The sequence below is a fragment of the Synechococcus sp. UW69 genome, from assembly GCF_900474185.1.
Taxonomy (GTDB): domain Bacteria; phylum Cyanobacteriota; class Cyanobacteriia; order PCC-6307; family Cyanobiaceae; genus Parasynechococcus.
In genome coordinates this window covers 433,505-455,981 of sequence record NZ_UCNW01000009.1, presented here as the reverse complement: position 1 = coordinate 455,981, position 22,477 = coordinate 433,505, and the positions used below count along the sequence as shown (strand labels likewise).

Annotated in this window: 23 protein-coding genes and 1 riboswitch; of the genes, 11 read left to right on the top strand and 12 right to left on the bottom strand. The window is 61.3% G+C overall.

What is annotated here, in order from left to right; genetic code table 11:
* Nucleotides 1-4 precede the first annotated feature (4 nt).
* Both lysS and DXY29_RS09900 read left to right on the top strand, forming a co-directional pair.
* Nucleotides 5-1,513 carry a lysine--tRNA ligase gene (gene lysS, locus DXY29_RS09905; RefSeq protein ID WP_115024839.1) on the top strand — a complete coding sequence of 503 codons (1,509 nt, stop codon included), beginning with the start codon at nt 5-7 and terminating at the stop codon, nt 1,511-1,513.
* Nucleotides 1,514-1,540: 27 nt separating this feature from the next.
* Nucleotides 1,541-1,804 (top strand): hypothetical protein, encoded by a 264-nt coding sequence (locus tag DXY29_RS09900; protein WP_006851112.1) that lies wholly within the window; start codon nt 1,541-1,543, stop codon nt 1,802-1,804.
* 1 nt (nt 1,805) lies between these two features.
* Here DXY29_RS09900 and DXY29_RS09895 read toward each other — a convergent pair whose 3' ends face one another.
* The 4 genes from DXY29_RS09895 to egtB are packed head-to-tail and all read right to left on the bottom strand — an operon-like array spanning nt 1,806 to nt 4,634.
* Complete coding sequence (locus DXY29_RS09895) at nt 1,806-2,285, bottom strand: hercynine metabolism protein (protein ID WP_115024838.1); 480 nt, start codon at nt 2,283-2,285, stop codon at nt 1,806-1,808.
* A complete protein-coding gene (locus tag DXY29_RS09890) occupies nt 2,282-2,515 on the bottom strand; it encodes a hercynine metabolism small protein (RefSeq protein ID WP_115024837.1) in 234 nt (77 codons plus the stop codon). Before DXY29_RS09890 ends, DXY29_RS09895 begins: the two co-directional genes overlap by 4 nt.
* A gap of 20 nt (nt 2,516-2,535) precedes the next feature.
* On the bottom strand, nt 2,536-3,489 hold the full coding sequence (gene egtD / locus DXY29_RS09885) for an L-histidine N(alpha)-methyltransferase (RefSeq protein WP_115024836.1): 954 nt from the start codon (nt 3,487-3,489) through the stop codon (nt 2,536-2,538).
* Nucleotides 3,486-4,634 (bottom strand): ergothioneine biosynthesis protein EgtB, encoded by a 1,149-nt coding sequence (egtB, locus tag DXY29_RS09880; RefSeq protein ID WP_115025044.1) that lies wholly within the window; start codon nt 4,632-4,634, stop codon nt 3,486-3,488. The genes egtD and egtB overlap by 4 nt, the downstream gene beginning before the upstream one ends.
* A gap of 80 nt (nt 4,635-4,714) precedes the next feature.
* On the opposite strand from egtB, the gene DXY29_RS09875 reads away from it, so the two are divergent.
* Entirely contained in the window at nt 4,715-6,505 is a 1,791-nt protein-coding gene (locus tag DXY29_RS09875) for a serine/threonine protein kinase (protein ID WP_115025043.1), read from the top strand.
* Here the strand turns inward: DXY29_RS09875 and smpB are convergent.
* Complete coding sequence (smpB, locus tag DXY29_RS09870; protein WP_115024835.1) at nt 6,499-6,999, bottom strand: SsrA-binding protein SmpB; 501 nt, start codon at nt 6,997-6,999, stop codon at nt 6,499-6,501. The genes DXY29_RS09875 and smpB overlap by 7 nt on opposite strands.
* Nucleotides 7,000-7,049: 50 nt before the next feature.
* Here smpB and ruvB point away from each other — a divergent pair, with 50 nt between their 5' ends.
* From ruvB to thiC, 6 genes are all read left to right on the top strand, one after another.
* A complete protein-coding gene (gene ruvB / locus DXY29_RS09865; protein ID WP_115024834.1) occupies nt 7,050-8,108 on the top strand; it encodes a Holliday junction branch migration DNA helicase RuvB in 1,059 nt (352 codons plus the stop codon).
* Nucleotides 8,105-8,869, top strand: a complete 765-nt coding sequence (locus tag DXY29_RS09860) for a tetratricopeptide repeat protein (protein ID WP_115024833.1) — start codon at nt 8,105-8,107, stop codon at nt 8,867-8,869. The genes ruvB and DXY29_RS09860 overlap by 4 nt, the downstream gene beginning before the upstream one ends.
* A 31-nt stretch (nt 8,870-8,900) precedes the next feature.
* On the top strand, nt 8,901-10,082 hold the full coding sequence (locus tag DXY29_RS09855; protein WP_115025042.1) for an amidohydrolase: 1,182 nt from the start codon (nt 8,901-8,903) through the stop codon (nt 10,080-10,082).
* Nucleotides 10,079-10,306 carry a DUF3188 domain-containing protein gene (locus DXY29_RS09850; protein ID WP_115024832.1) on the top strand — a complete coding sequence of 76 codons (228 nt, stop codon included), beginning with the start codon at nt 10,079-10,081 and terminating at the stop codon, nt 10,304-10,306. The genes DXY29_RS09855 and DXY29_RS09850 overlap by 4 nt, the downstream gene beginning before the upstream one ends.
* Complete coding sequence (locus DXY29_RS09845) at nt 10,303-10,917, top strand: HEAT repeat domain-containing protein (protein WP_115024831.1); 615 nt, start codon at nt 10,303-10,305, stop codon at nt 10,915-10,917. Before DXY29_RS09850 ends, DXY29_RS09845 begins: the two co-directional genes overlap by 4 nt.
* Before the next feature lie 30 nt (nt 10,918-10,947).
* Nucleotides 10,948-11,053, top strand: a riboswitch (TPP riboswitch).
* A gap of 46 nt (nt 11,054-11,099) precedes the next feature.
* On the top strand, nt 11,100-12,503 hold the full coding sequence (gene thiC / locus DXY29_RS09840) for a phosphomethylpyrimidine synthase ThiC (protein ID WP_115024830.1): 1,404 nt from the start codon (nt 11,100-11,102) through the stop codon (nt 12,501-12,503).
* Between the two features lie 3 nt (nt 12,504-12,506).
* On the opposite strand, the gene DXY29_RS09835 is transcribed toward thiC, so the two are convergent.
* The 5 genes from DXY29_RS09835 to acpP form a co-directional block, all read right to left on the bottom strand.
* Nucleotides 12,507-13,205, bottom strand: a complete 699-nt coding sequence (locus tag DXY29_RS09835; RefSeq protein ID WP_170952182.1) for a rhamnan synthesis F family protein — start codon at nt 13,203-13,205, stop codon at nt 12,507-12,509.
* A gap of 80 nt (nt 13,206-13,285) precedes the next feature.
* Nucleotides 13,286-14,368, bottom strand: coding sequence for a glycosyltransferase family 4 protein (locus DXY29_RS13075; protein WP_136987749.1), 1,083 nt, complete (start codon nt 14,366-14,368; stop codon nt 13,286-13,288).
* A gap of 96 nt (nt 14,369-14,464) precedes the next feature.
* Nucleotides 14,465-16,474, bottom strand: coding sequence for a transketolase (tkt, locus tag DXY29_RS09830; protein ID WP_115024828.1), 2,010 nt, complete (start codon nt 16,472-16,474; stop codon nt 14,465-14,467).
* A gap of 54 nt (nt 16,475-16,528) precedes the next feature.
* On the bottom strand, nt 16,529-17,776 hold the full coding sequence (gene fabF, locus DXY29_RS09825) for a beta-ketoacyl-ACP synthase II (protein ID WP_115024827.1): 1,248 nt from the start codon (nt 17,774-17,776) through the stop codon (nt 16,529-16,531).
* Nucleotides 17,777-17,784: 8 nt separating this feature from the next.
* A complete protein-coding gene (acpP, locus tag DXY29_RS09820) occupies nt 17,785-18,027 on the bottom strand; it encodes an acyl carrier protein (RefSeq protein WP_011363161.1) in 243 nt (80 codons plus the stop codon).
* A 148-nt stretch (nt 18,028-18,175) separates the two neighbouring features.
* Here acpP and psaC point away from each other — a divergent pair, with 148 nt between their 5' ends.
* Nucleotides 18,176-18,421: a photosystem I iron-sulfur center protein PsaC gene (psaC, locus tag DXY29_RS09815; RefSeq protein WP_006850103.1), complete on the top strand. Its 246-nt coding sequence runs from the start codon at nt 18,176-18,178 to the stop codon at nt 18,419-18,421.
* Between the two features lie 54 nt (nt 18,422-18,475).
* The gene (gene glmS / locus DXY29_RS09810; RefSeq protein WP_115024826.1) at nt 18,476-20,365 is read left to right on the top strand and encodes a glutamine--fructose-6-phosphate transaminase (isomerizing); all 1,890 of its coding nucleotides are present in this window, start codon (nt 18,476-18,478) and stop codon (nt 20,363-20,365) included.
* A 3-nt stretch (nt 20,366-20,368) separates the two neighbouring features.
* On the opposite strand, the gene DXY29_RS09805 is transcribed toward glmS, so the two are convergent.
* The gene (locus DXY29_RS09805) at nt 20,369-21,829 is read right to left on the bottom strand and encodes a mannose-1-phosphate guanylyltransferase/mannose-6-phosphate isomerase (RefSeq protein WP_115024825.1); all 1,461 of its coding nucleotides are present in this window, start codon (nt 21,827-21,829) and stop codon (nt 20,369-20,371) included.
* 76 nt (nt 21,830-21,905) lie between these two features.
* The gene (gene rimM, locus DXY29_RS09800; RefSeq protein ID WP_115024824.1) at nt 21,906-22,439 is read right to left on the bottom strand and encodes a ribosome maturation factor RimM; all 534 of its coding nucleotides are present in this window, start codon (nt 22,437-22,439) and stop codon (nt 21,906-21,908) included.
* Between the last annotated feature and the right edge of the window lie 38 nt (nt 22,440-22,477).

The following is a 22,477-nucleotide window of genomic DNA, read 5'->3' as shown; positions in this document are numbered from 1 at the left end:
TGTTGTGTCTGAGCTGCGCGATACCCGTCTGGAAAAGGCGAGGGCATTAAAGGAGCTGGGGCAAGGGCCCTATGCCCTGACCTTCAACCCCAGCCACCGCATGGCTGAGCTGCAGGAGACCCATGCCGATCTGCCTAAGGGCGAAGAACGGGACGTCAGTGTTTCCGTGGCAGGACGGGTGATGACGCGCCGGGTAATGGGAAAACTGGCCTTTTTCACCCTTGCCGATGAGACGGGATCCATCCAGTTGTTTTTGGAGAAGGCGGGTCTTGAGGCACAGCAGGAGGGTTGGTTCAAACAGATCACCTCTCTGGTGGACAGTGGTGACTGGCTGGGGGTGACTGGCACCCTCCGTCGTACCGACCGCGGAGAACTGTCGGTGAAGGTGAGCGACTGGCGCATGCTCACGAAGGCGCTGCAACCGCTGCCGGATAAGTGGCATGGTCTGGCCGATGTGGAAAAGCGCTATCGCCAGCGCTACCTCGACCTGGTCGTCTCCCCTGACAGCCGTGAGACCTTCCGGCGCAGGGCCCGTCTGGTGAGTGGCATCCGTCGTTGGCTCGATCAGCGGGATTTTCTTGAGATCGAGACCCCCGTCTTGCAGAGCGAGCCCGGTGGTGCCGACGCACGGCCGTTCGAGACCCATCACAACGCCCTCGACCTCCCCCTCACCCTGAGGATTGCGACGGAGTTGCACCTGAAGCGCTTGGTGGTGGGCGGCTTTGAGCGGGTGTACGAGCTGGGTCGGATCTTCCGCAATGAGGGGGTCAGCACCCGCCACAACCCCGAGTTCACCTCGGTGGAGGTCTATCAGGCCTACAGCGATTACATCGGGATGATGGAGCTCACCGAGCAGATGGTCAGCGCGGTGTGTCAGGAGGTCTGCGGGACAACCACCATCACGTATCAGGGCACCGAGATCGATCTCGCGCCTCCGTGGCGCAGAGCCACGATGCACGACCTCGTGCAGGAGGCGACGGGGCTTGATTTCACGAGTTTCAGCAGTCGGGAGGAGGCGGCCGCGGCGATGACTGCTCAGGGCTTGCATGCGCCTGAACTGGCCGATTCGGTGGGCCGTCTGCTCAACGAGGCCTTCGAGCAAGCGGTGGAGACGACCCTGATTCAGCCGACCTTCGTGACCGATTACCCAGTGGAGATTTCGCCCCTGGCCCGGCCACATCGCAGCAAGCCCGGACTGGTGGAACGCTTCGAGTTGTTCATCGTCGGGCGCGAGCACGCCAATGCCTTTAGTGAACTCACGGATCCTGTGGATCAACGTCAGCGACTGGAGGCCCAGCAGGAGCGCAAGGCGGCTGGCGACCTTGAAGCCCAGGGCCTGGACGAGGATTTCGTTACGGCCCTGGAGGTGGGCATGCCCCCCACGGGAGGTTTGGGCATCGGTATTGACCGACTGGTGATGCTCCTTACAGACAGTCCATCGATCCGCGATGTGATCGCGTTCCCACTTTTGAAACCGGAGGTTCGCAAGCAGGACACACCCTCAGTGGAATAATGAAGGGAGTGGCATAGTCCAATCCTCATGAGTGGAGAACGCGTCGGGTTTCGCTTCAAGCACGCTGATGCAGTGGTCAAGCGGAATCCCCAGGGCCGTTCCCGCAGGGGATGGGTGATGGAGCCGGTCGAGCAGACCACCAGCCGCGGCACCAAGATGCCCGCCTATCGCATCCGCTGGCGCGACAGTGAGCGCCCGGAGATCGTGCTGCAGCACATGTTGATCGCCGATCCCGACCCCACACCTCCGCCCGAGGGTGTCAGCCTTGAGCCTCCCGCCCCCAAGGCCTGAGTTAAGTCAGTCCAGCGTCGCGGCGCAGCTGTTCCAATTCCTGCTCCGCTTCAAACAACGCCCAGTCCTTCTCCAATGTTGAGGGGCTGGGCGTTTGCCGTTGCTGGACAAGCTCATCCAGCTGCCGTTCAACCTCATTGAAGCGGCGTCCCAGGTCTTCCAGGTCGGCCCAGAGGGCTCGTCCCTGGTTCATCAGGCTGCTGAGGTGCTGTTCGGCCCGCTTGGCTAGATCGTCTGCTCCAGCTGCCCTGGCGCGGTCAACCCGGCTGCGCCAACCCCGCACGTCGTCGGCAAGCCGGAGCAGCTGCTGGCGTTGCTGCTTCGCTTCGCTTTGCAGTTGCTGACGTTGCCGTTGAAGGGCTCCGGCTCGATCCCTCAGGTGCTGTTCGCTGAACAGGTTGTCTTGGACGGGGTTGTTGCGAAGAAAGGCGGAGAGTCTTGCGTCCAGCTCCCGCTCCAACTGCTCCAGCCAGCTGCTCATGCTTCGCCGGGGGTGGTGATCACCGGTTTTTCGATCTCTTTTTCCAGGGGCTCGATTGCGGCTGTTTTGGAGTTGAGAATCATCATGGTGAGTTGAGCCGCTTTGACCTCGCCCACTTCACCTTCCAATTCCCCCAGGCGATCAAAGGCCGCCAAGTACACCGCCTCCAGCTCCTTGATCAGCCGCTCGCGCTGCTGCTTGATCGCCTGACGCCGTTCGTCTTTTTTCATGCCGCCGTGAGCTCTTGAGCTCAGTCTGCCGGCAAAAGCAGATGCAGAGCGATCTGCTGGTGTGGATCCTCCCAGCGGCGCTCAATCCGCCAGCCAGCTCGTGCCACAAGGGCGGCTGCGGCCCCCGGCGAATACTTGACGCTGTGTTCTGTGATCCAGGCCTCGCCGTTGCGGAAGAACCAGGCGTTGCCGGCCAGGTGCACGGTCTGATCCCGCCTACTGATCAGGGCCATTTCGATCCGCTGCTGCTGCGGTTGCCAGCTGGCCTGGTAGCGGAACTGCGCGGGATCGGCATCGCCCTGGAGGTCGCGATTGAGTCGCTGCAGCAGATTGCGGGCGAAGCTGGCGGACACGCCGGCTGCATCGTCGTAGGCCGCTTCCATCAGTGCTGGCTCTCGCGGTTGATCCAACCCCAGCAGCAGCGGGCCTCCAGCCAGCAGCTGCCGGGCATTGCGGAGGAAGTGCACGGCGTCCTCCGGGGTGAAGTTGCCCAGGGAGCTGCCAGGGAAGAAGCCGATGCGCCGTTGTTTCTCTAGGGCGGGGTGCGGCGGTAGCTGTTGAAGGCGGGTGTGATCACAGCAGATGCCAACCATGGCGGTCTTCGGGTGCCGGGCGGCGAGACCGGAAAGGGCCTCCTCCAGGGCGCTGAGGCTGATGTCCAAGGCGGCGAAGACGCTGCTGCCGAGGGCCGTGAGCAGCGGATCTACTTTGCGAGCGTTGCCGATGCCGCACTCCACCACCAGCCCGGCTCCCGTTGCGGCGGCGATAGCGGGCGCATGGACCTCCAACAGGGTGATTTCCCGTTGGGTGAGGGTGTATTCCGGCTGCCGGCAGATCTCGGCGAACAGCCGTGATCCCTCGGCGTCGTAAAGCATCCAGGCTGGTAACTGGCGGGGGCTGCGCCGCAGACCATCGTCGACCAGGCGCGCCAGATCCGCCGGGGGTGGGTGAAGGTTGAGCAGGGTGATGTTCATCGGGCTAAACGGATGCCCGCGGCCATCCAGCGGCTCGCCGGCTGGAAGAAATTGCGGTAGGTGTCCCGCTCGTGGCCTGGCGGGGTGAGCCAGCTGCTGCCCCGCAGCACCATCTGTGAACTCATGAATTTGCCGTTGTATTCGCCGATGGCCCCCTCTACCGGGAGGAAGCCGGGATAAGGGCTGTAGGCACTGGAGGTCCACTGCCAAAGCACCCGGTGGGCCTGCTCCATGGCGCTGCCGTGTACGCCATAAGCGTGCTCCCATTCCGCTTCTGTAGGGAGACGGGTACCGCTCCAGCGGGCATAGGCATCCGCTTCGAACCAGCTCAGATGCCGCACGGGTGCCTGGGGGTCGCGGCGGCGGCGGCCCGCCAGGGTGAACTCGTCGTTGTCTCCGCCCCAGTAGCGCGGAGCCCGCCACTGGTGCTGTTGGATCAAGGCCCATCCTTCACTCATCCACAGTTCGGCGCGCTGATAGCCCCCGTCAGCGATGAAGGCTGCGTAAGCGCCGTTGCTCACCAGGGTGCTGCTCAGCTCAAACGGCTCCAGCCACACCCGGTGCCGCGGTGTCTCGTTGTCGAAGTGAAAGCCGTCGCCCTGGTGGCCGATCTCCACCAGGCCGCCAGGACAGGGGAGCCATTGGTCTGGCTCCATCTGCAGGGTCAGCTCGGCGTCTGGGTTGTAGGTGGGTTCCAGAGGCTGGCGGTGGAAGCCATCCAATAGGTCCATCAGCAGCAGTTCCTGGTGCTGCTGTTCGTGGTGCAGCCCAAGCTCCACCAGGGCTATTAAGTCTTCGGGTGGCTTCTGCAGCAGATCTTCCAGCCCGGCATCCACCCGTTGGCGCCAGGCCAGCACCGCGCCGATGGCCGGGCGGCTGAGCAAGCCTCGTTGTGGTCGAGGATGGCGGTCTCCAACGGCCTCGTAATAGGAGTTGAATTGATAGCTCCAGAGCGCGTCGCAGGCCTTGTGCCCAGGTGCGTGGGGCTGAAGCACAAAGGTGTCGAAGAACCATGTGGTGTGGCCCAAATGCCATTTGGGTGGGCTGGCATCCGCCATCCCTTGGATCATCAGGTCTTCCGGTTCCAGGGGTGCGATCAGTGCTTCGCTGCGGCGCCGCACCGCCAGCAGAGTGTCCAGCAGCACGGGTCCGGCCAATCTTCTGCGGACCCTAGGGGCTGCTGCAGACCATCGGTACCATCAGCCCATTGAATTGGCTGATTTACTTGAGCGGTTCCGGCACTGTGCTGGTGGAGCGTTACCGCCTAGAGGAGCGGCTGAGCGGGCCCGATCCGGTGCAGGGATCCCTTTGGCGTGCGGTGGATGTGATGGCTGGTGATGTGCCAGTGGCTATCCGCCAACTGGAGACCACGGCAGCCCAGCAGCGACTGCAGGGGATCTGGCCCCAGTTGCAGTCGCTAACGCATCCCCAGTTGCCCCGCTGCGGAGAGCTGTTCGCGTTGGATGAGGCGATTTGGCTCGTACGCGACTGGCAGGACGGCGTCGCTTACGACGTGCTGCGACGGCAAACGCGTTTCGGTGCCGGCGATGTGCTGTTGCTGCTGCGCCAGATCCTGCCTTTGCTGGAGATGTTCCATGGCTGCGGGCTTGTTCACGGTGATGTGAATCCCCGCCATCTGTTGCGTCGCGGCAGTGATGGCCTGCCTGTACTGCTGGATGGTGGTCGGATGCAGCGGCAGGACGCCACCTCGAAGGAGGCTGCCTGTAGGGATCTGCATGACCTGGGGGTCACCGCTCTGGAGTTGCTCAGCGGCAAGGAGTCATCAGCCCTGATGGCCACCAATGGCGAGGACGGGTCCTGGCCGGAGGGTCTTCCGCTTGAGCCGGGATTTCGCCAGGTGTTGGAGCGCCTTCTCTCTGAAGCACCGGAGCGCCGTTTCAGCGAAGCATCCGATGTCCTCAAGGCTTTGGATTCGGTTGTGTTGCCCCCATCAGTGACTGATCCCAGCCTCCCGGAGGCCACCGTGTCGCCGCGAACCAGCCGGGCTATGGCCCGCGAGCAGGGAGCGGAGGGTCGTCTCTGGCCCGTGGTTCTTGCTCTGGCCCTGTCGGCCCTGGTGGGTTCCGCTATCGGCTGGTTGCTGCTCCCACGCACTTCCCCGATAGAAAAGGGCCCCCGCACAGGCCGAGATCGGGCGATTCAGCAGCCTGCTCTCAGCCTGCCGCCGGCGGAGCTGGATCAGCGGCAGCAGCTGTTCAGCCGGTTGCGGGCCCTTCAGGTGGATCGCGATTGGTTCCTCAAGTTGGTGGATGCCAGCCTGACCAGCCGTTTCCCTGAGCGCGGCGGCCGCCTCCGTTCGGAATCGCTAGACGATGCGCCGCTGCGACAGGTCTGGACCGAGCTGGCGGAGGGATGGTTGGCCCGGATCGAGCAGCTGCCGCCGGCGATCCGGGCCCGGTTGGGGCGTCTGCGGGATGGGGACTGGGAGCAGCCGCGTCTGGCGCTGCAGCAACAGGGTGTTCATCCAAGGGTGGTGGAGCATCTGGTGAGTGCCGCGGCTCAGGATCTGCTGCCGGGGACGATGCAGGGCCGCAAACCAGCGGAACCCTTCCGTCAGCTTTGGATCGCAGCGGCGATGGAGAGTCTTGATGACGTCGAAATCGTGCGACTTAAGGCGCGTCGCCTGGAACCCACCAACACGTCTTTGCGCATTCCTGCCGGCGGCGCTCGCCTCGTGCTGGTGCAGGTTCCGGACGGTGATGCCCTGGCCCTTGGCATCAACGGCACTCCGCTGATGCAGATGGTGGTTTTCGGTGCGAATGGGCAGGTGGTGGAGGAGCGCGGCCCGCTGCGGGTGGCCAGGATTGCCGCTGAGGCGGGTTCACCCCTGCAGGTGCTGATCACCAACGAGGGGGTCTCCTCCGGTCTGTTCACCTTGTCCTGTAGAGCAGACCGTCCTCGTCCTCCCCTGCCGGCAGTGGACCTGGATCCGCTGCCCGATTCGGCCACGGGGGAATTGGTGAGGCCACCGGAGCTGGATTCGAACGATCAGTAGCGAGCTATCGCCGCCTTCACTTCTTTCTTGGATTGCTTCTCCTTTTCGGCGGCCCGCTTGTCGTGCAACTTGCGACCTTTGACCAGCCCGATGGTGAGCTTGATCCAGGACCCCTTGAGGTGAAGGTTGAGGGGAATCAGCGTGAGACCTTTCTGATCAACCAAACCGCGCAGCTTGTCGATCTCGCGGCGATGGGCCAGCAGTTTGCGGGTGCGCAGCGGGTCGTGGTTGAAGTAGTTGCTGGCATGGGTGTGGGGTGAGATGTGCACGTTGTGCAATTGCAGTTCCCCACTGCGGATCAGGCAGAAGCCATCGCGCAGGTTGGCCTTGCCGTTCCTGATTGACTTCACTTCGGTGCCCACGAGCTCGATGCCGGTTTCCAGGGTCTCGAGGATCTCGTATTGATGTCGGGCCTGACGGTTGTCGGCCAGCATCCGATTGGCAGCGGCCCGTGCTGCTGCTGCTGCTGCTTTTTTCGCTCCTCCCTTGGCCATGGCTCTGGCTGCGTCTTCCGACCCTATCCAGGTCTGGGTACCCTGCCCGCATGGCGATTGTCTCCTCCAGTTCCGGTCGCAAGCCAGCACGCCGTCCCGAAGCGCTGGTGGACCCCCAGCCGGCCCCTGAAGAGGCGGTAAGTCGGCCAGAAGACAAGCTTCGGCCCCAGCGCTTGGCCGATTACATCGGTCAGAGCGAGCTGAAGCAGGTGCTGGGAATTGCGGTGCAAGCGGCACTCGGCCGCGGCGATGCCCTCGACCATGTGCTGCTCTACGGCCCGCCGGGTTTGGGCAAAACCACCATGGCCATGGTGTTGGCCGAGGAGATGGGGGTGCAGTGCAAGGTCACCAGTGCGCCGGCCCTGGAACGCCCGCGCGACATCGTTGGCCTGTTGGTCAACTTGCAGCCCCGCGATCTGCTGTTTATTGACGAGATTCACCGCCTCAGCCGGGTGGCGGAGGAGTTGCTGTATCCGGCGATGGAAGACCGTCGCTTGGATCTCACCGTGGGCAAGGGCAGCACGGCGCGCACCCGCTCCCTTGACCTGCCGCCGTTCACCCTGGTGGGGGCCACCACCCGCGCCGGATCGCTGAGCTCGCCGCTGCGGGACCGCTTCGGCCTGATTCAGCGGTTGGAGTTCTACGGCCAGTCGGATTTGGAGGCGATTGTGTCCCGCACCGCCGGGCTGATTGGGTTGACCCTGACGCCGGAGGCCTGCAGCAGCATTGCGGCCTCTTGTCGCGGCACTCCGCGGATCGCTAATCGTTTGCTGCGCCGGGTGCGGGATGTGGCCAGCGTCCGCGGCGGTGGCATGAGCGGTAGCGATGGCACCATTGATCAGGCTCTGGTGGGAGAGGCCCTCAGCCTCCACCGGGTCGACCATCGCGGCCTTGATGCCAGTGACCGTCGGCTATTGCAGCTGCTGATTGACCACCATGGAGGTGGCCCTGTGGGCCTGGAGACCCTGGCGGCGGCCCTCGGAGATGACCCCGTCACCTTGGAAACCGTGGTGGAACCGTTTTTGTTGCAGCAGGGGCTGTTGATGCGCACCCCCCGCGGCCGGATGGTCACGGATGCGGCCCGCAGCCATCTGGCGGAGGCGGCATGAACCGGCTTCTGGTGCTGTTGCTGAGCCTGGTGCTGGCGCTGCCGGTGCAGGCCCTGGATCTTCAGGGGCTCTATGAGCAGGCGCTGACGGCGAGCCGTCAGGGGGATTTTGCTGAGGCGTTGCCCCTCTGGGACCGCTTCCTGGAGCAGGCCCCAGAGGATGCAGCCGCACTGAGCAACCGCGGCAATGTTCGTCTTGCCCTTGGGGATGCTTCAGGGGCCATCGAAGACCAGAGCGCCTCGATCGTTTTGGCGCCGGAGGAAAGCGACCCACGCCTCAACCGGGGCACGGCGGAGGAGGCGCTTCAGGAGTGGTCCGCAGCGGCAGACGACTATCTCTGGATCCTGGAGCGGTATCCAGACGATGCCTCAGCCCTTTACAACCTGGCCAATGTGCGTGGCTCGCAGGGGGATTGGCCTCAGGCCCGTTCGCTCTACGGCCAGGCTGCCCTTGCCCGTCCTGGTTTTGCAATGGCCCGTTCCAGCGAGGCCCTGGCGGCTTGGCAGTCGGGAGATCTCGCTTGGGCGGAGGCGGAATTGCGCAAACTGATTCGTCGCTATCCCTTGTTTGCCGATGCCCGGGCAGCCCTCAGTGGCCTGCTCTGGCGTGAGGGATCAAGCGGTGAAGCCGAAAGCCACTGGGCTGCGGCAGCGGGTTTGGACCAGCGCTACCGCCAGGCCGACTGGCTGAAGCAGGTACGGCGTTGGCCACCTCAACCGACGGCGGATCTGATGGCATTCCTGGCCTTGGAGGCCTCCTGAGATGAGCCAGCCTGAGATGAGCCAGCCTGAGATGACTGAGGCGTCGGCTCTTTCCGATCGACTCAGCCGTGAGCTGCCTGAGTTGCTGGAGCTGCGCCGGCATCTGCATGCTCACCCTGAACTCAGCGGTCAGGAACACCAGACGGCTGCCCTGGTGGCGGGGGAGTTGCGCCAGTTGGGCTGGCGCGTTCGCGAGGGGGTCGGTCGCACGGGGGTGGTGGCCGAACTGGGGCCGGAGCAAGGGCCCACGGTGGGGCTGCGAGTCGATATGGATGCACTTCCGGTGGAGGAACGCACCGGTCTTCCCTATGCCTCCACCCGCCAGGGGCTGATGCATGCCTGTGGCCACGACCTGCACACCTGCACAGGCCTGGGGGTAGCGCGGTTGTTGGCCCAGGAGCAGAGGTTGGGCGGCCGGGTGCGGCTGCTGTTTCAACCCGCTGAAGAGTTGGCCCAGGGGGCGGTGTGGATGCGGGATGCGGGGGCTGTAGAGGGCCTTGCTGCCTTGTATGGGCTCCATGTGGTGCCGAATCTGCCGGTGGGCACGGTCGGGATCAGACGGGGCTGTCTCACCGCGGCGGCCGGCGAGCTGGAGATCCTGGTGCAGGGGGAAGGGGGGCATGGTGCCCGCCCCCATCAGTCGGTGGATGCTGTTTGGCTTGCCGCCCGCGTGATCACGGAGTTGCAACAGACGATCGCTCGCCGCTTGGATGCTCTGCAGCCGGTGGTCATCAGTTTCGGCAAGGTGGACGGCGGTCGCGCCTTCAACGTGATTGCTGATCAAGTGCGCTTGCTGGGCACGGTGCGCTGCCTGGATCTGCAGCAGCACGCCCAGTTGCCGGCTTGGATCGAAGAGACGGTGCAGGGGATTTGCGCTAGCGGAGGCGGCATGGCTGTGGTGAACTACCGCTGCATTGCGCCGCCGGTGCACAACGATCCGCAGCTCACGGATCTCCTCGAGCGCTGTGCGGTGGATTGTTTGGGCCGCGACAAGGTGCTGCCGGTGGAGCAACCCTCCTTGGGGGCGGAAGACTTTGCTGAGTTGCTTCGGGATGTGCCGGGAATGATGGTGCGGCTTGGGGTTGCTGGGCCTGAAGGGTGTGCACCGTTGCATAACGGGGCCTTCGCCCTGGAGGAGGATGCCCTCGGTGTTGGTATTGCCGTGCTCACTGCCACCTTGCTGGCTTGGATCGCGGAGAACGCTTCGTCATGAATCAACGCCGCGCTGTGATTTGGGTTTCCCTTGGGGCACCACTGCTGATCCTTCTGGCCCTGCTGGCCTCACATCAGCGTCAGGGGAAAGATCAAGTGCAGGTGCTTCCGGCGGTGCTGGTTGGTTCGGGCCTGATGATCAGCAGCGCTCTCGGTCGGCAGCGTCGCCGCGCCAGGCTGTTGGCCGATCTTCAGCGGGCGCGCACCCCCGGCAGCAACCCATGAGTGAGACCGAACCCCAGAAGCCTGATCTCGACACTGTGCGCCTGGCCATCGCTAGCGGAGACCCTGTGAAGGCGATGCCAGCGATCACCCAGCTTCGCCATTGCTCGGATACGGAGGCGGTGCCGTTGCTGGTGCTGGGCACACAGCAAAAACCCTTTTTGGTGCGCTCGTTGAGTTGCAGCGGCCTGGGCTACAAGCGCACTGAGCAGGGCTGGGCCGTGCTCAGTGAGTTGATCACTGCGGATGAGGACCCCAACGTCCGGGCCGAAGCAGCTAACTCTCTGGCCAGTTATGGGGTCGAGCGGGCCTGGCCTCTGTTGCTCTCGGCTTTCGAGGCGGACAACGCCTGGTTGGTGCGCTGCAGCATTTTGTCCGCCTTGGCGGAGCAGCCCGGCATTGATCTGGGTTGGTTGCTTGAATTGGCGACTCTCGCCGTTGCCGATGCCGATGGCATTGTGCGGGTCAGTGGAGCTGAAATCCTGAGTCGGATCGTCCGGGAAGGGGGCAACGATCCCATTGCCCTGCAGGCCAGAAGCTTGTTGCAATCTCTGCAGCAGGACGGTGATCACCGTGTCGTGGCAGCAGTTCTAAACGGCCTGCAATCAAGCTGAACCTTGCTTTCAGGAACGTTGCTAGCTTTTAGACATCACTAGGGGTGTCTGAGTTCAAAACGCGCTCAGACTGAGATCACACCCTCCGAACCTGATCCCGGGTTATGCCGGCGCAGGGAAGTGTTTGAAAGTGATCTACGGCTAAAAAGTCGACCCCTGGGCAATCCGTCGCACCTCAGATCATGCGCGCTTCCTGGGTTGAGTCCCGCAAGGGCCAGGCCAACGTCTCTCAGATGCACTACGCCCGTCAGGGGCTAGTGACTGAAGAAATGGCCTATGTGGCCAAACGGGAGAACCTGCCCGAGTCGCTGGTGATGGAGGAAGTGGCTCGGGGGCGAATGATCATCCCGGCAAACGTCAATCACGCCAACCTGGAGCCGATGGCGATCGGCATCGCCAGCAAATGCAAGGTGAACGCCAATATCGGCGCTTCACCCAATGCGTCGGACGCTGCCGAGGAGGTGAACAAGCTCAAGTTGGCGGTGAAGTACGGCGCCGACACGGTGATGGATCTCTCCACTGGCGGAGTGAATCTTGATGAGGTGCGCACCGCGATCATCAACGCGTCTCCGGTGCCCATCGGCACGGTGCCGGTGTATCAGGCGCTGGAAAGCGTGCATGGCTCAATCGAGAAGCTCGATGAGGATGACTTCCTCCACATCATTGAGAAGCACTGCCAGCAGGGAGTTGATTACCAGACCATCCACGCCGGTCTGTTGATCGAGCACCTGCCCAAGGTGAAGGGACGCATTACCGGCATCGTCAGCCGTGGTGGCGGCATCCTGGCCCAATGGATGCTCTATCACCATCGCCAGAACCCTCTTTACACACGGTTCGACGACATCTGCGAGATTTTCAAGCGCTACGACTGCACATTCTCGCTGGGTGATTCTTTGCGCCCTGGTTGCCAGCACGATGCGTCGGACGCCGCTCAACTGGCCGAACTGCACACCTTGGGCGAACTGACCCGTCGGGCTTGGAAGCACGACGTCCAGGTGATGGTGGAAGGTCCTGGTCACGTGCCCCTCGACCAGATCGAGTTCAACGTGAAAAAGCAGATGGAGGAGTGCAGCGAAGCGCCCTTCTATGTGCTCGGCCCCCTGGTGACCGACATCGCTCCTGGGTATGACCACATCACCTCAGCAATCGGTGCGGCCATGGCCGGTTGGCATGGCACAGCGATGCTCTGTTATGTGACTCCGAAGGAACACCTCGGTCTCCCCAATGCTGAGGATGTACGGGAAGGCTTGATTGCCTACAAGATCGCTGCCCATGCGGCAGACATCGCCCGTCACCGCCCGGGCGCTCGGGATCGTGATGATGAGCTGAGCCGGGCCCGTTACGCCTTTGATTGGAACAAGCAGTTCGAGCTATCGCTTGATCCTGAGCGTGCCAAGGAGTATCATGATGAGACCCTGCCGGCTGATATCTACAAGCAGGCTGAGTTTTGCTCCATGTGTGGACCGAAGCACTGCCCGATGCAGACCAAGATCACCGATGAAGATCTTGAGGGCTTGGAAAAAGTACTTGAAACGAAAGCGGGGGCCGCGGAGCTGACCCCTCTCAAACTCGACAAGGCAGAATGAAACTCATTTAAGAGCGATTTTTCTCTGAGGGTCGTGAGGATTCATCCATTCACTATGCCCGACATAACAAAATGGCTGACTCGAGGACTGAACAACCTTCAACCCTCGAGAAACCAGTAAGCGGGAAACGTAGATTTCCGAAGCAATGCATTCATGCTTAGAAAACCCAACCGGAAAATCAATAGAACTTAACACCTCTGAACTCAAAGACCAATTCAATGCACGCATGTGGGTAGCGATGCTCCCCTCAGGGCAACGCCATTGCTTCAGCTTTTGCCTATAGTATGTAACGCGATCAACTGAATTTTCTGATATCAAAGAATCTGCGGCAGATCGATCTAAATAGTTTCCAGGTTCTACAAGGATTTTAAAATTAAGCGAAGATCTTGCCATATCATTCCAAGATTTATTCCACTTCAAATTAAGCGAATCACCGACCAAACCAACATCTTTTCTAGCCAAAAAAGTCTCATAAACACCCAAAAAATTTTTTGAAATAAGAATAGACTCATCTTGAAAAAAGTGATAATATTGAAAACCAGGACATGCCTGAAGGCCGTACCTCCAAGCCCCTATATTCATACCTTCATTAGGCCTTACCAAAACTTCACTGCAAAGCGCCTCGCACTTCAAAAAAGAGAATTTTTTCGCAGAAAGTGATCCATTGCATACAACAACTACATCAGATTCGACAGCTGCCAATTGGCCCAATAATCGACATAGTGAGCGAAAAGTGCCAGGGGCTGCAGGATAATGGCTAACAATTATTAAACTCGAGGCCATTAAACCGAAAGAACTTCACGCCAACGAGCTTGAACACTTGCAGGCATAAATCTAGATAGAAATTCATTTCTAAGGGAATCATATTTCCTAGATAATCGCGAGTACTGAGCAATTGCAGTATTAATCATAAAAGGAAAATCATCGCCAACCAACGAAATCTTTGAAAGCTCAATATAGCTGGGCATCGGACTAGCTATCACTACGCAACCTCCCTGAACACCGTCAACCAAGCGATTGTGGCTAACACCCAACTTCCAAATACTCTCAGGATCTGAAGGAATGAGAACAAAATGAGCCCTGGCCAATTCATTCTCCAATTGAGCTGGTTGCCGGGACGGATCCCATAAGATAAATCGAAATTCCCAAGGCTGCTTTGATTTCAACTTGCTGGATACGGATCTCACTTTTGCGAGAGTAGATTCACGCCCCATAACGGTCAATTCGAAACCGGAATGACCTTCACAATGAAGAAGGAGACTGGGCAATATATTAGTCAAAAAAAATGCATTAGTATCGCTTCCAAACCAAAGCAAATGACATCGGCTCTCTTGATCAAGATCTAGAAATGGCTGTCGCTTAGTTACGCAAACATCCTCAACAACACTGACAGAAGAGCCATCAGGACAAATAGAACCCGCGAGTTCAGCCATTTTGGAAGACGGACACACGACCAAATCGGCAAGCCGCAGCAGGTCTTGATAAAGAAAACCCACCGGAGACGAAGACATTGCATGGTGGTCACAGTACAAAAGCACCACAGGTACTCCTCGTGCCTTCATTCGCGCAGAGAGAGCAAGAGAATTGGCGATTACACGATCTTGATCTTCAGCACGATTTGCAGTCATCTTGGAAAACACACAAATAGCAGGCTGACCAACATGATTCAAGAATCCTGAATCACCTGCTAACGAAATCACGCGTGGCGAGCAACCAAGCTGCCTAGCGGCATCAATAGCAGGCAAAATTTGCAGCCGTGTTGAGGCATGAGCAGGCTTCCCGCGGAAAAACTGATTAGTAAAATCACCATTAACACCACGGGTGTTCCAAGCAAAAATTGCACTCTTCTTCTCACTAAAAGCCATTACAACGTACGAGCTATTTTTTAGATCTTATACAAAAAAAATCTCCTCGCCCATTGGACGAGGAGAAAATTAAGACGAACAAATTAAGCCTGTGACCTACCCAAGCAGAGATTTTGATTTAGCGACCACGTTCTCCACGGTGAAACCGAATTCCTTGAGGCAGGTGCCGCCGGGGGCGGAAGCACCGAAACGATTCATGGTCACGCTGTCGCCATCCAGGCCGATGAAACGGTGCCAGCCAAAGGATTCAGCGGCCTCAACCACGATGCGCTTGCGCACGGCGTTGGGGAGCACCTCTTCCTTGTAGGAATCGGTCTGCTCGTCGAACAGTTCGACGCAGGGCATGGACACCACGCGCACCTTCTTGCCTTCACCGGTGAGTTGCTTGGCTGCCTGAACGCAGAGGTCGAGCTCGGTACCGGTACCGATCAAAATCAGATCGGGAGTGCCCGCGCAGTCTTCGAGCACATAGCCACCAAGTGCCACCTTGTCGATGGAGGAATTGGCCTGGTTGGCCATGCCCTGACGGCTGAGGCAGAGGGAGCTGGGGCGATTGCGGTTTTGGATCGCCACCTTGTAGGCACCACTGGTTTCGTTGCCGTCGCCAGGGCGGAACACCAACATCCCTGGCATCGCGCGGAGCGATGGGATGGTTTCGATCGGCTGGTGGGTGGGGCCGTCTTCGCCGACGCCGATGGAGTCGTGGGTGAGCACGTAGATCACACCCAGCATGCTCAGGGCAGATAGGCGCATGGAGCCGCGCATGTAGTCGGCGAACACCAGGAAGGTGCCGCCGTAGGGAATCAAACCGCTGTTGTGATAAGCGATGCCGTTGAGGATGGCGGCCATGGCGTGCTCGCGCACACCGAAGTGCAGGTAGCGCTTCTCAGGGCTGCTGGCCTGGTAGGAGCCGGTTTCACCCTTGATGTCCGTGTAATTGGAGTGGGTGAGGTCAGCGGAGCCGCCAATGAGCTCGGGCAGGTTGGGTCCCAGAGCACCCAGGCAGATTTGGGAGTGCTTCCGGGTGGCCAATCCACCATCTTCGGGGGTGTAAGTGGGGAGGTCCTTGTCCCAACCCTCGGGTAGCTCTCCGCGCAGCATCCGCTCGAACTCGGCGGCTTCCGTGGGGTACTTGGTGCGGTAAGTGGCCAGGGTCTGGTTCCACTCGGCCTCGAGGCTGGCGCCACGGTCAATGGCCTGGCGGAACTGGTCGTAGGCGTCCTGGGGGATTTCGAAGGGGGCGTAGTCCCAACCCAGCTGCTGACGGGTCAGGGCTGCTTCCTCTTCACCCAGAGCAGCACCATGCACGCCGGCGGTGTCGGCCTTGTTGGGGGAGCCGTAGCCAATGATGGTGGTCACCTTGATGATCGACGGCTTGTCGGTCACTGCCTTGGCGGCTTCGATCGCTTTGGCAATGGCATCCACATCGGTGTTGCCCTCGGCCACGTGCTGTACGTGCCAGCCATAGGCCTCGTAGCGCTTCAGCACGTCCTCGGTGAAGGACACATCGGTGCGGCCATCGATGGTGATGCTGTTGTCGTCGTAGAGGGCGATCAGCTTGCCCAGCTTGAGGTGGCCCGCCAGGGATGCAGCTTCGGAAGAGACACCTTCTTGGTTACAGCCGTCACCCATCACCACGTAGGTGTAGTGATCCACCACGGTGGCGTCAGCCTTGTTGAACTTGGCTGCCAGGTGGGATTCAGCGATGGCCAGACCCACTGCGTTGGAGATGCCGGCGCCCAGAGGGCCGGTGGTCACTTCAACGCCGGGGGTTTCAAAGGTTTCGGGGTGACCCGGGGTTTTGGAGCCCCACTGACGGAACTGCTTGATGTCGTCGATGGTCACCGAGTCGTAGCCGGTGAGGTGCAGCAGGGCGTAGAGCAGCATGCAGCCGTGGCCAGCAGACAGCACGAAGCGGTCGCGGTTGAACCACTTGGGGTTCTTGGGGTTGTGCTTGAGAAACTTGTCCCAGAGGGCATAACCCATGGGTGCGCAGCCCATCGGCAGGCCGGGGTGGCCGCTGTTGGACTTGTTGATGGCGTCGACAGCCAGCATCCGAATGCTGTTGATGCAGAGCGTGTCGAGTGACGCGGGCGCAGCGACCATGGTGTTAGTAGGAAAAGTTGGAGCGATTTTGACGCACGGCGTGAGCGGTAAGGCTCAGCTGGCGCGTTTGAAAGCCAGGCAGACGTTGTGGCCGCCGAAGCCGAAGGAGTTGGACAAGACGGTTCCCAGTGTCTGATCTCGCGCCGTATTCGGCACGACATCCAGATCACAGTCGGGATCCGGTGTGGTGTGGTTGATCGTGGGGGGCACGACGCCGTGTTGCAGCGCCAGCACGCAGGCCACGGCTTCGATGCCGCCGGAGCCACCCAGCAGGTGACCGGTCATCGATTTGGTGGAGCTCACGGGAATCTGCAGCGCACGGTCGCCCAGTGCGCTCTTGATCGCCGAGGTCTCGTTCTTGTCGTTCGCCGGGGTGCTGGTGCCGTGGGCGTTGACATAGTCGATTTCCGAAGCATCGATCCCGCCATCGGCCAGGGCCAGGCGCATCGCTTCAGCTCCCCCGACGCCGCCGGGCGTGGGTGAGGTGATGTGGTGGGCATCGCAGGTCATGCCGTAGCCCACCACTTCGCCGAGGATCGTGGCGCCACGGGCTTGGGCATGCTCGAGGGTTTCGAGCACCAGCACGCCAGCACCTTCACCGATCACAAAGCCATCCCGCTCTTTGTCAAATGGACGACTAGCCGTGGCCGGATCGTCATTGCGGAACGACAAGGCCTTGGCGCTGGCGAAGCCGGCAACCCCTAGGGGAGTGATCGCCGATTCGGCGCCACCGCAAACCATCGCGTCCGCCTTGCCCAGCTGCAGCAACCGGAAGGCATCACCAACAGCATTGGAGCCGGCGGCGCAGGCGGTGGCCACAGCAGAGCTGGGGCCTTTGGTGCCCAGGGCAATCGCCGCTAAACCTGTGGCCATATTGGGGATCATCATCGGCACCGTGAACGGGCTCACCCGTCCCGGACCGCGGCCCTCGAGCACGTGGGCTTGGGTTTCCATCGTCAGCAGTCCGCCGACGCCGGAGCCGATGATCGTGCCGATTCGATCCGCATTCGCGTCGTTGATGTCAAGGCCGGCATGGGCCACAGCCTGCTTGGCTGCCACCACGCCGAACTTGCAGAACCGATCCCAGCGCTTGGCTTCCTTCGGTTCGATGAAACCTGTCGGATCGAAATCCTTCACCTCCGCCGCAAAGCGACAGGCGTGCTCAGATGCATCGAACAGGGTGATGGCCTCTACTCCGTTGCTGCCGGAGGTGAGGCCGTTCCAGTAATCCTGAACCGTGTTGCCGATCGGTGTGACCGCGCCGAGGCCGGTAATGACGACGCGATGGAGACCATCCACCATTGCGTTGTTCAGGCTTGCTTGTCTTCGATGTATTTGACGGCGTCGCCAACAGTGGTGATGCCTTCAGCAGCTTCGTCGGGAATCTCGATGTCGAAGGCCTCTTCCAGGGCCATCACGAGTTCCACGGTGTCCAGAGAATCAGCACCCAGATCGTTCTGGAAGTTGGATTCCGGCTTCACTTCGCCGGAGTCAACACTCAGTTGCTCCGCAACGATCGAACGGACCTTCTCGAGGATCGCTTCCTGGGACATAGCCGTGGCAACGGGACGCTGCATCTTACGGGCACGCCCTCAGGGATCACCTCGCGAAGTGCCCCCGCCGTTAACAACGGTGACGGCATGGCCAAGGACTTCTCAGGGAGGGGTACGTTTGCTTCAAGCCTTCGTATGAATCGGGCACATGTCCCACGCCGTCAAGATCTACGACACCTGCATCGGTTGCACCCAGTGCGTGCGTGCCTGCCCTCTCGACGTGCTTGAGATGGTGCCCTGGGACGGCTGTAAGGCCGGCCAGATCGCGTCATCGCCGCGCACCGAAGACTGTGTGGGTTGCAAGCGCTGCGAAACCGCCTGCCCTACCGACTTCCTGAGCATCCGCGTCTATCTCGGAGATGAGACGACCCGCTCCATGGGTCTGGCTTACTGATTTGAACCGTTTCACCTCATAAGCTCTGCCCGGCTTCAGCCGGGCTTTTTTTGTATGTGCGGAATCGTTGCCCTGGTGGGCTCCCGAGAAGCGGCACCCCAGCTTCTGGAGGGACTTCGTCAGCTGGAGTACCGCGGTTACGACTCCGCCGGGATTGCGACGGTTGACGCTCCAGGGGTGCTGACCTGTCTTCGGGCCAAGGGCAAGCTGCGCAACCTCACCGCCTTGGTGGAAGCTCAAGGGGCTCCCGGGCAATGCGGCATCGGCCATACCCGCTGGGCCACCCATGGCAAACCGGAGGAGCGCAATGCCCATCCGCATCGCAGCAGTGATGGGGCTGTGGCCGTGGTGCAGAACGGAATCATTGAGAATCACCGTTCCCTGCGCGAGCAGTTGCAGGCTTCAGGGGTGGTGTTTCAGTCGGAGACGGACACCGAGGTGATTCCTCATCTTCTTGCTGTGGAGCTTCAGCAGCTGCAAGCAGGGGGCGGCACCCCAGGCGGTGGTCTTTTGCTGGAGGCTCTGCAGCGGGTGCTGCCCAAGTTGCAAGGGGCCTATGCCCTGGCGGTGATCTGGAATCAGGCGCCGGGTGCACTTGTGGTGGCTCGCAAGGCGGCACCCCTCTTGATCGGGTTGGGTGAAGGGGAATTCCTCTGTGCCAGCGACACTCCGGCTTTAGCAGGTTTCACCCGCACGATCTTGCCGATGGAAGACGGCGAGGTGGCCTTGCTCTCACCCCTTGGCGTTGAGCTTTACGACGCCGCAGGGGTGCGCCAGCAACGCATGCCCACCCAGCTCAGCGGCGTGGATCATGTGGCGGACAAACGCGAGTTCCGCCACTTCATGCTCAAGGAAATCCATGAGCAACCGGAGACCGCGGAGCTGTGGGTGACCCGCCATCTGCCCCAGGGGCTGGCGACTGAGCAGCCGGTGGCGCTGCCGATGGACGATGCCTTCTACGAAGGGATCGAGCGGATTCAGATCCTGGCCTGCGGCACCAGCCGCCACGCCGCGATGGTGGGGGCCTACCTGCTGGAGCAGTTCGCAGGAATACCCACATCGGTGCATTACGCCAGTGAATTCCGTTACGCCCCGCCGCCGCTGGCTCCCCACACCCTCACCATTGGCGTCACCCAGTCCGGTGAAACGGCAGACACCCTGGCCGCCTTGGCCATGGAGGCGGAGCGGCGTCTGGCCCATGGGGATCCAGCCTTTGCCCCCCGCCAACTGGGGGTGACCAACCGTCCGGAAAGCTCCCTGTCGCGTCAGGTGCCGCACATTCTCGACATCGGGGCCGGTATCGAGGTCGGCGTGGCCGCCACCAAGACCTTCCTCGGCCAGCTCTTGGCGTTCTATGGCTTGGCCATGGCGTTTGCTGCCCGACGTGGCGCACGCTCCGCGGCTGAGATCAAAGCGTTGGCGGATGAATTGCGGACCTTGCCTCAGCAGCTGCGTCAGCTGGTGGATCTGCATGATCAGCGCTCGGAGGCCCTGGCCCACCGCTTTGCCGACACTCAGGATGTGATTTTCCTTGGCCGGGGCATCAACTACCCGATTGCTCTGGAAGGAGCGTTGAAACTGAAGGAAATCAGCTACATCCATGCCGAGGGTTACCCAGCGGGTGAGATGAAGCATGGGCCGATCGCCCTTTTGGATTCCCGGGTTCCGGTGGTGTCGATCGCCGTGCCCGGTGTGGTGTTCGAAAAGGTGCTCAGCAACGCTCAGGAAGCCAAGGCCCGCGATGCACAGCTGATCGGTGTGGCGCCCCAAGGGCCCGATACCGATTTGTTTGATGAACTGCTGCCGGTGCCTTCGGTAAGCGAGTGGCTCAGCCCTTTGCTCACGGTGGTGCCGATGCAGTTGCTGAGTTATCACATCGCCGCCCATCGCGGCCTGGATGTGGATCAACCCCGCAATTTGGCCAAGAGCGTCACGGTGGAATAAGCCTCAGCTGGTAGCGATGCTGAGATCGCTACGGCCATAGCGGTCCTGGAAGCGCACGATGTCGTCTTCACCGAGATACTCCCCGCTTTGCACCTCAATCAGCTCCACCGGGATCCGACCAGGGTTGGACAGGCGGTGTTTGCAGCCCATGGGGATGTAGGTGCTCTGGTTTTCTCCCACCAGCTGTTCGGTGCCGTCGCGCTCCACCAGGGCCGTGCCTTTGACCACAACCCAGTGCTCGGCTCGGTGGTGGTGCATCTGCAGCGAGAGGCTGGCGCCGGGTTTCACTGAGATCCGTTTCACCTGCCAACGGGTCCCTTCGGTGACGCCCGTGTAGTGGCCCCAGGGGCGATAGATCTTGCGGTGGGCCTTGCCCTCCGGGCTGCCCTCGGCCTCCAGCTGCTTCACCACGGTCTTGATCTCTTGGGCCTTGGAACGATCAGCAATCAAAACGGCGTCGTCGGTTTCCACCACCACCAGGTTCTCGATCCCTAGCCCCACCACTAGGCGGTGTTCGCTGCGCAAGTAACAGTTCCGGCTGCCTTCGGAGATCACGTGGCCCTGCAGCACATTCCCTTGGGAATCACGTTGTTCTGAGGTTTCCCAAAGGGCACTCCAGCTGCCGACATCGCTCCAGCCCGCATCCAGCGGCAGCACACTGCCCAGTTCCGTTTTTTCCATCACGGCTACATCAATGGCCACGTTGGGGCACTTGGCAAAGGCCTCCCGTTCCAGCCGATGGAATTCCAGGTCAGCCGTGTCCTGCTCAAGAGCCGCCCGGCAGCAGCTCACCACTTCCGGGGCCAGCCGCTCCAGTTCCGCCAGCATGGCGCTGGCCCGGAACAGGAACATGCCGCTGTTCCAGGTGAAGCGGCCGGTGGCCAGGAATTGTTCTGCCGTTGCTTGGTCGGGCTTCTCCACAAACCGCTTGATCGGCACATGCTCGGGTCCATTGAGCGAGAACGGTTCGCTGGCCTCGATGTAGCCATAGCCGGTTTCTGGTGCTGTCGGCACGATGCCGAAGGTCACTAGGCGCCCCTCCTCGGCCGGTTTGCGTCCAGCGTCGATGGCCCGGCGGAATTGGGCGGCATCGCGGATCAGGTGATCGGCCGCCAGCACCAGCAGTAGGGGGTCGTCGCCGTTGGCCGTGGCCTGCAGTGCAGCCACCGTCACGGCGGGGGCGGTGTTGCGGCCCATCGGCTCCAGAAGGATCGCGTTCGGCTCGACCCCGATCTGCCGCATTTGTTCGGCCACGATGAAGCGGTGATCTTCGTTGCAGAGCAACAGCGGAGCCGCGAGGGCCTCCAGACCATTGAGGCGTTGCTGGGTCTGTTGCAGCAGCGTCGCTTCGCCGTCACCACTTAACGGCCAGTACTGCTTGGGATAACTCGCTCGCGACAGCGGCCACAGGCGCGTGCCGGTTCCTCCGCAGAGGATCACAGGAATCAGCGGTGTGGCGGCCATCTCGTCCTGAAGGCGGTGACCCAGATTCGCTTGCCTCAGGGGCTTCTGTCGATGCCCTGGAGGTGATGGATTCGCGTTAGAGCTCCAGCAGGCCCGGCGGCGGGGTGATGAGCAGCCAGCCGTCCTCGAGCTGCACCTCCGGAACGATCGCTTCCACGAATGGAATCAGAAGCTTGCGTCCATCGGCGGTTTTGATTTCGAGCAGATCGTTGCCGCCGCTGATCAGGTCAGTCACCGTGCCGATGGCTGGGCCATCAGCTGTGAGCCGTGCCTCCAGCCCGACTAGATCGAGCAGGTGAAATTCCCCCTCCGCCAGCTCAGGCCGATCGTCTCCCGCCACCAGCAGCTCCTGCCCCACTAGGGCCTGGGCGGCGCTGCGATTATCGATTCCTTCCAACCGCACCACGAATAGCGACTTGCCCGGCAGTTGCCTGCCTTTCTTGAGCTGGATTTCCTTGGGCTCCCCCCCTTGGCGGCTGCGCAGCCATCGGGGCCCCGGTGCCGTGAAGCGCTCTGGGAAATCACTGGCGGGGTTGACCCGCAGTTCCCCCTGCAGCCCCTGGACCCCCACGATTTTGCCGACGCTCAGCCAGTCGTCGCTTTCTGCCATTCCATCCGCAGCACACTCTGCCGATAATGGCGCCAGAT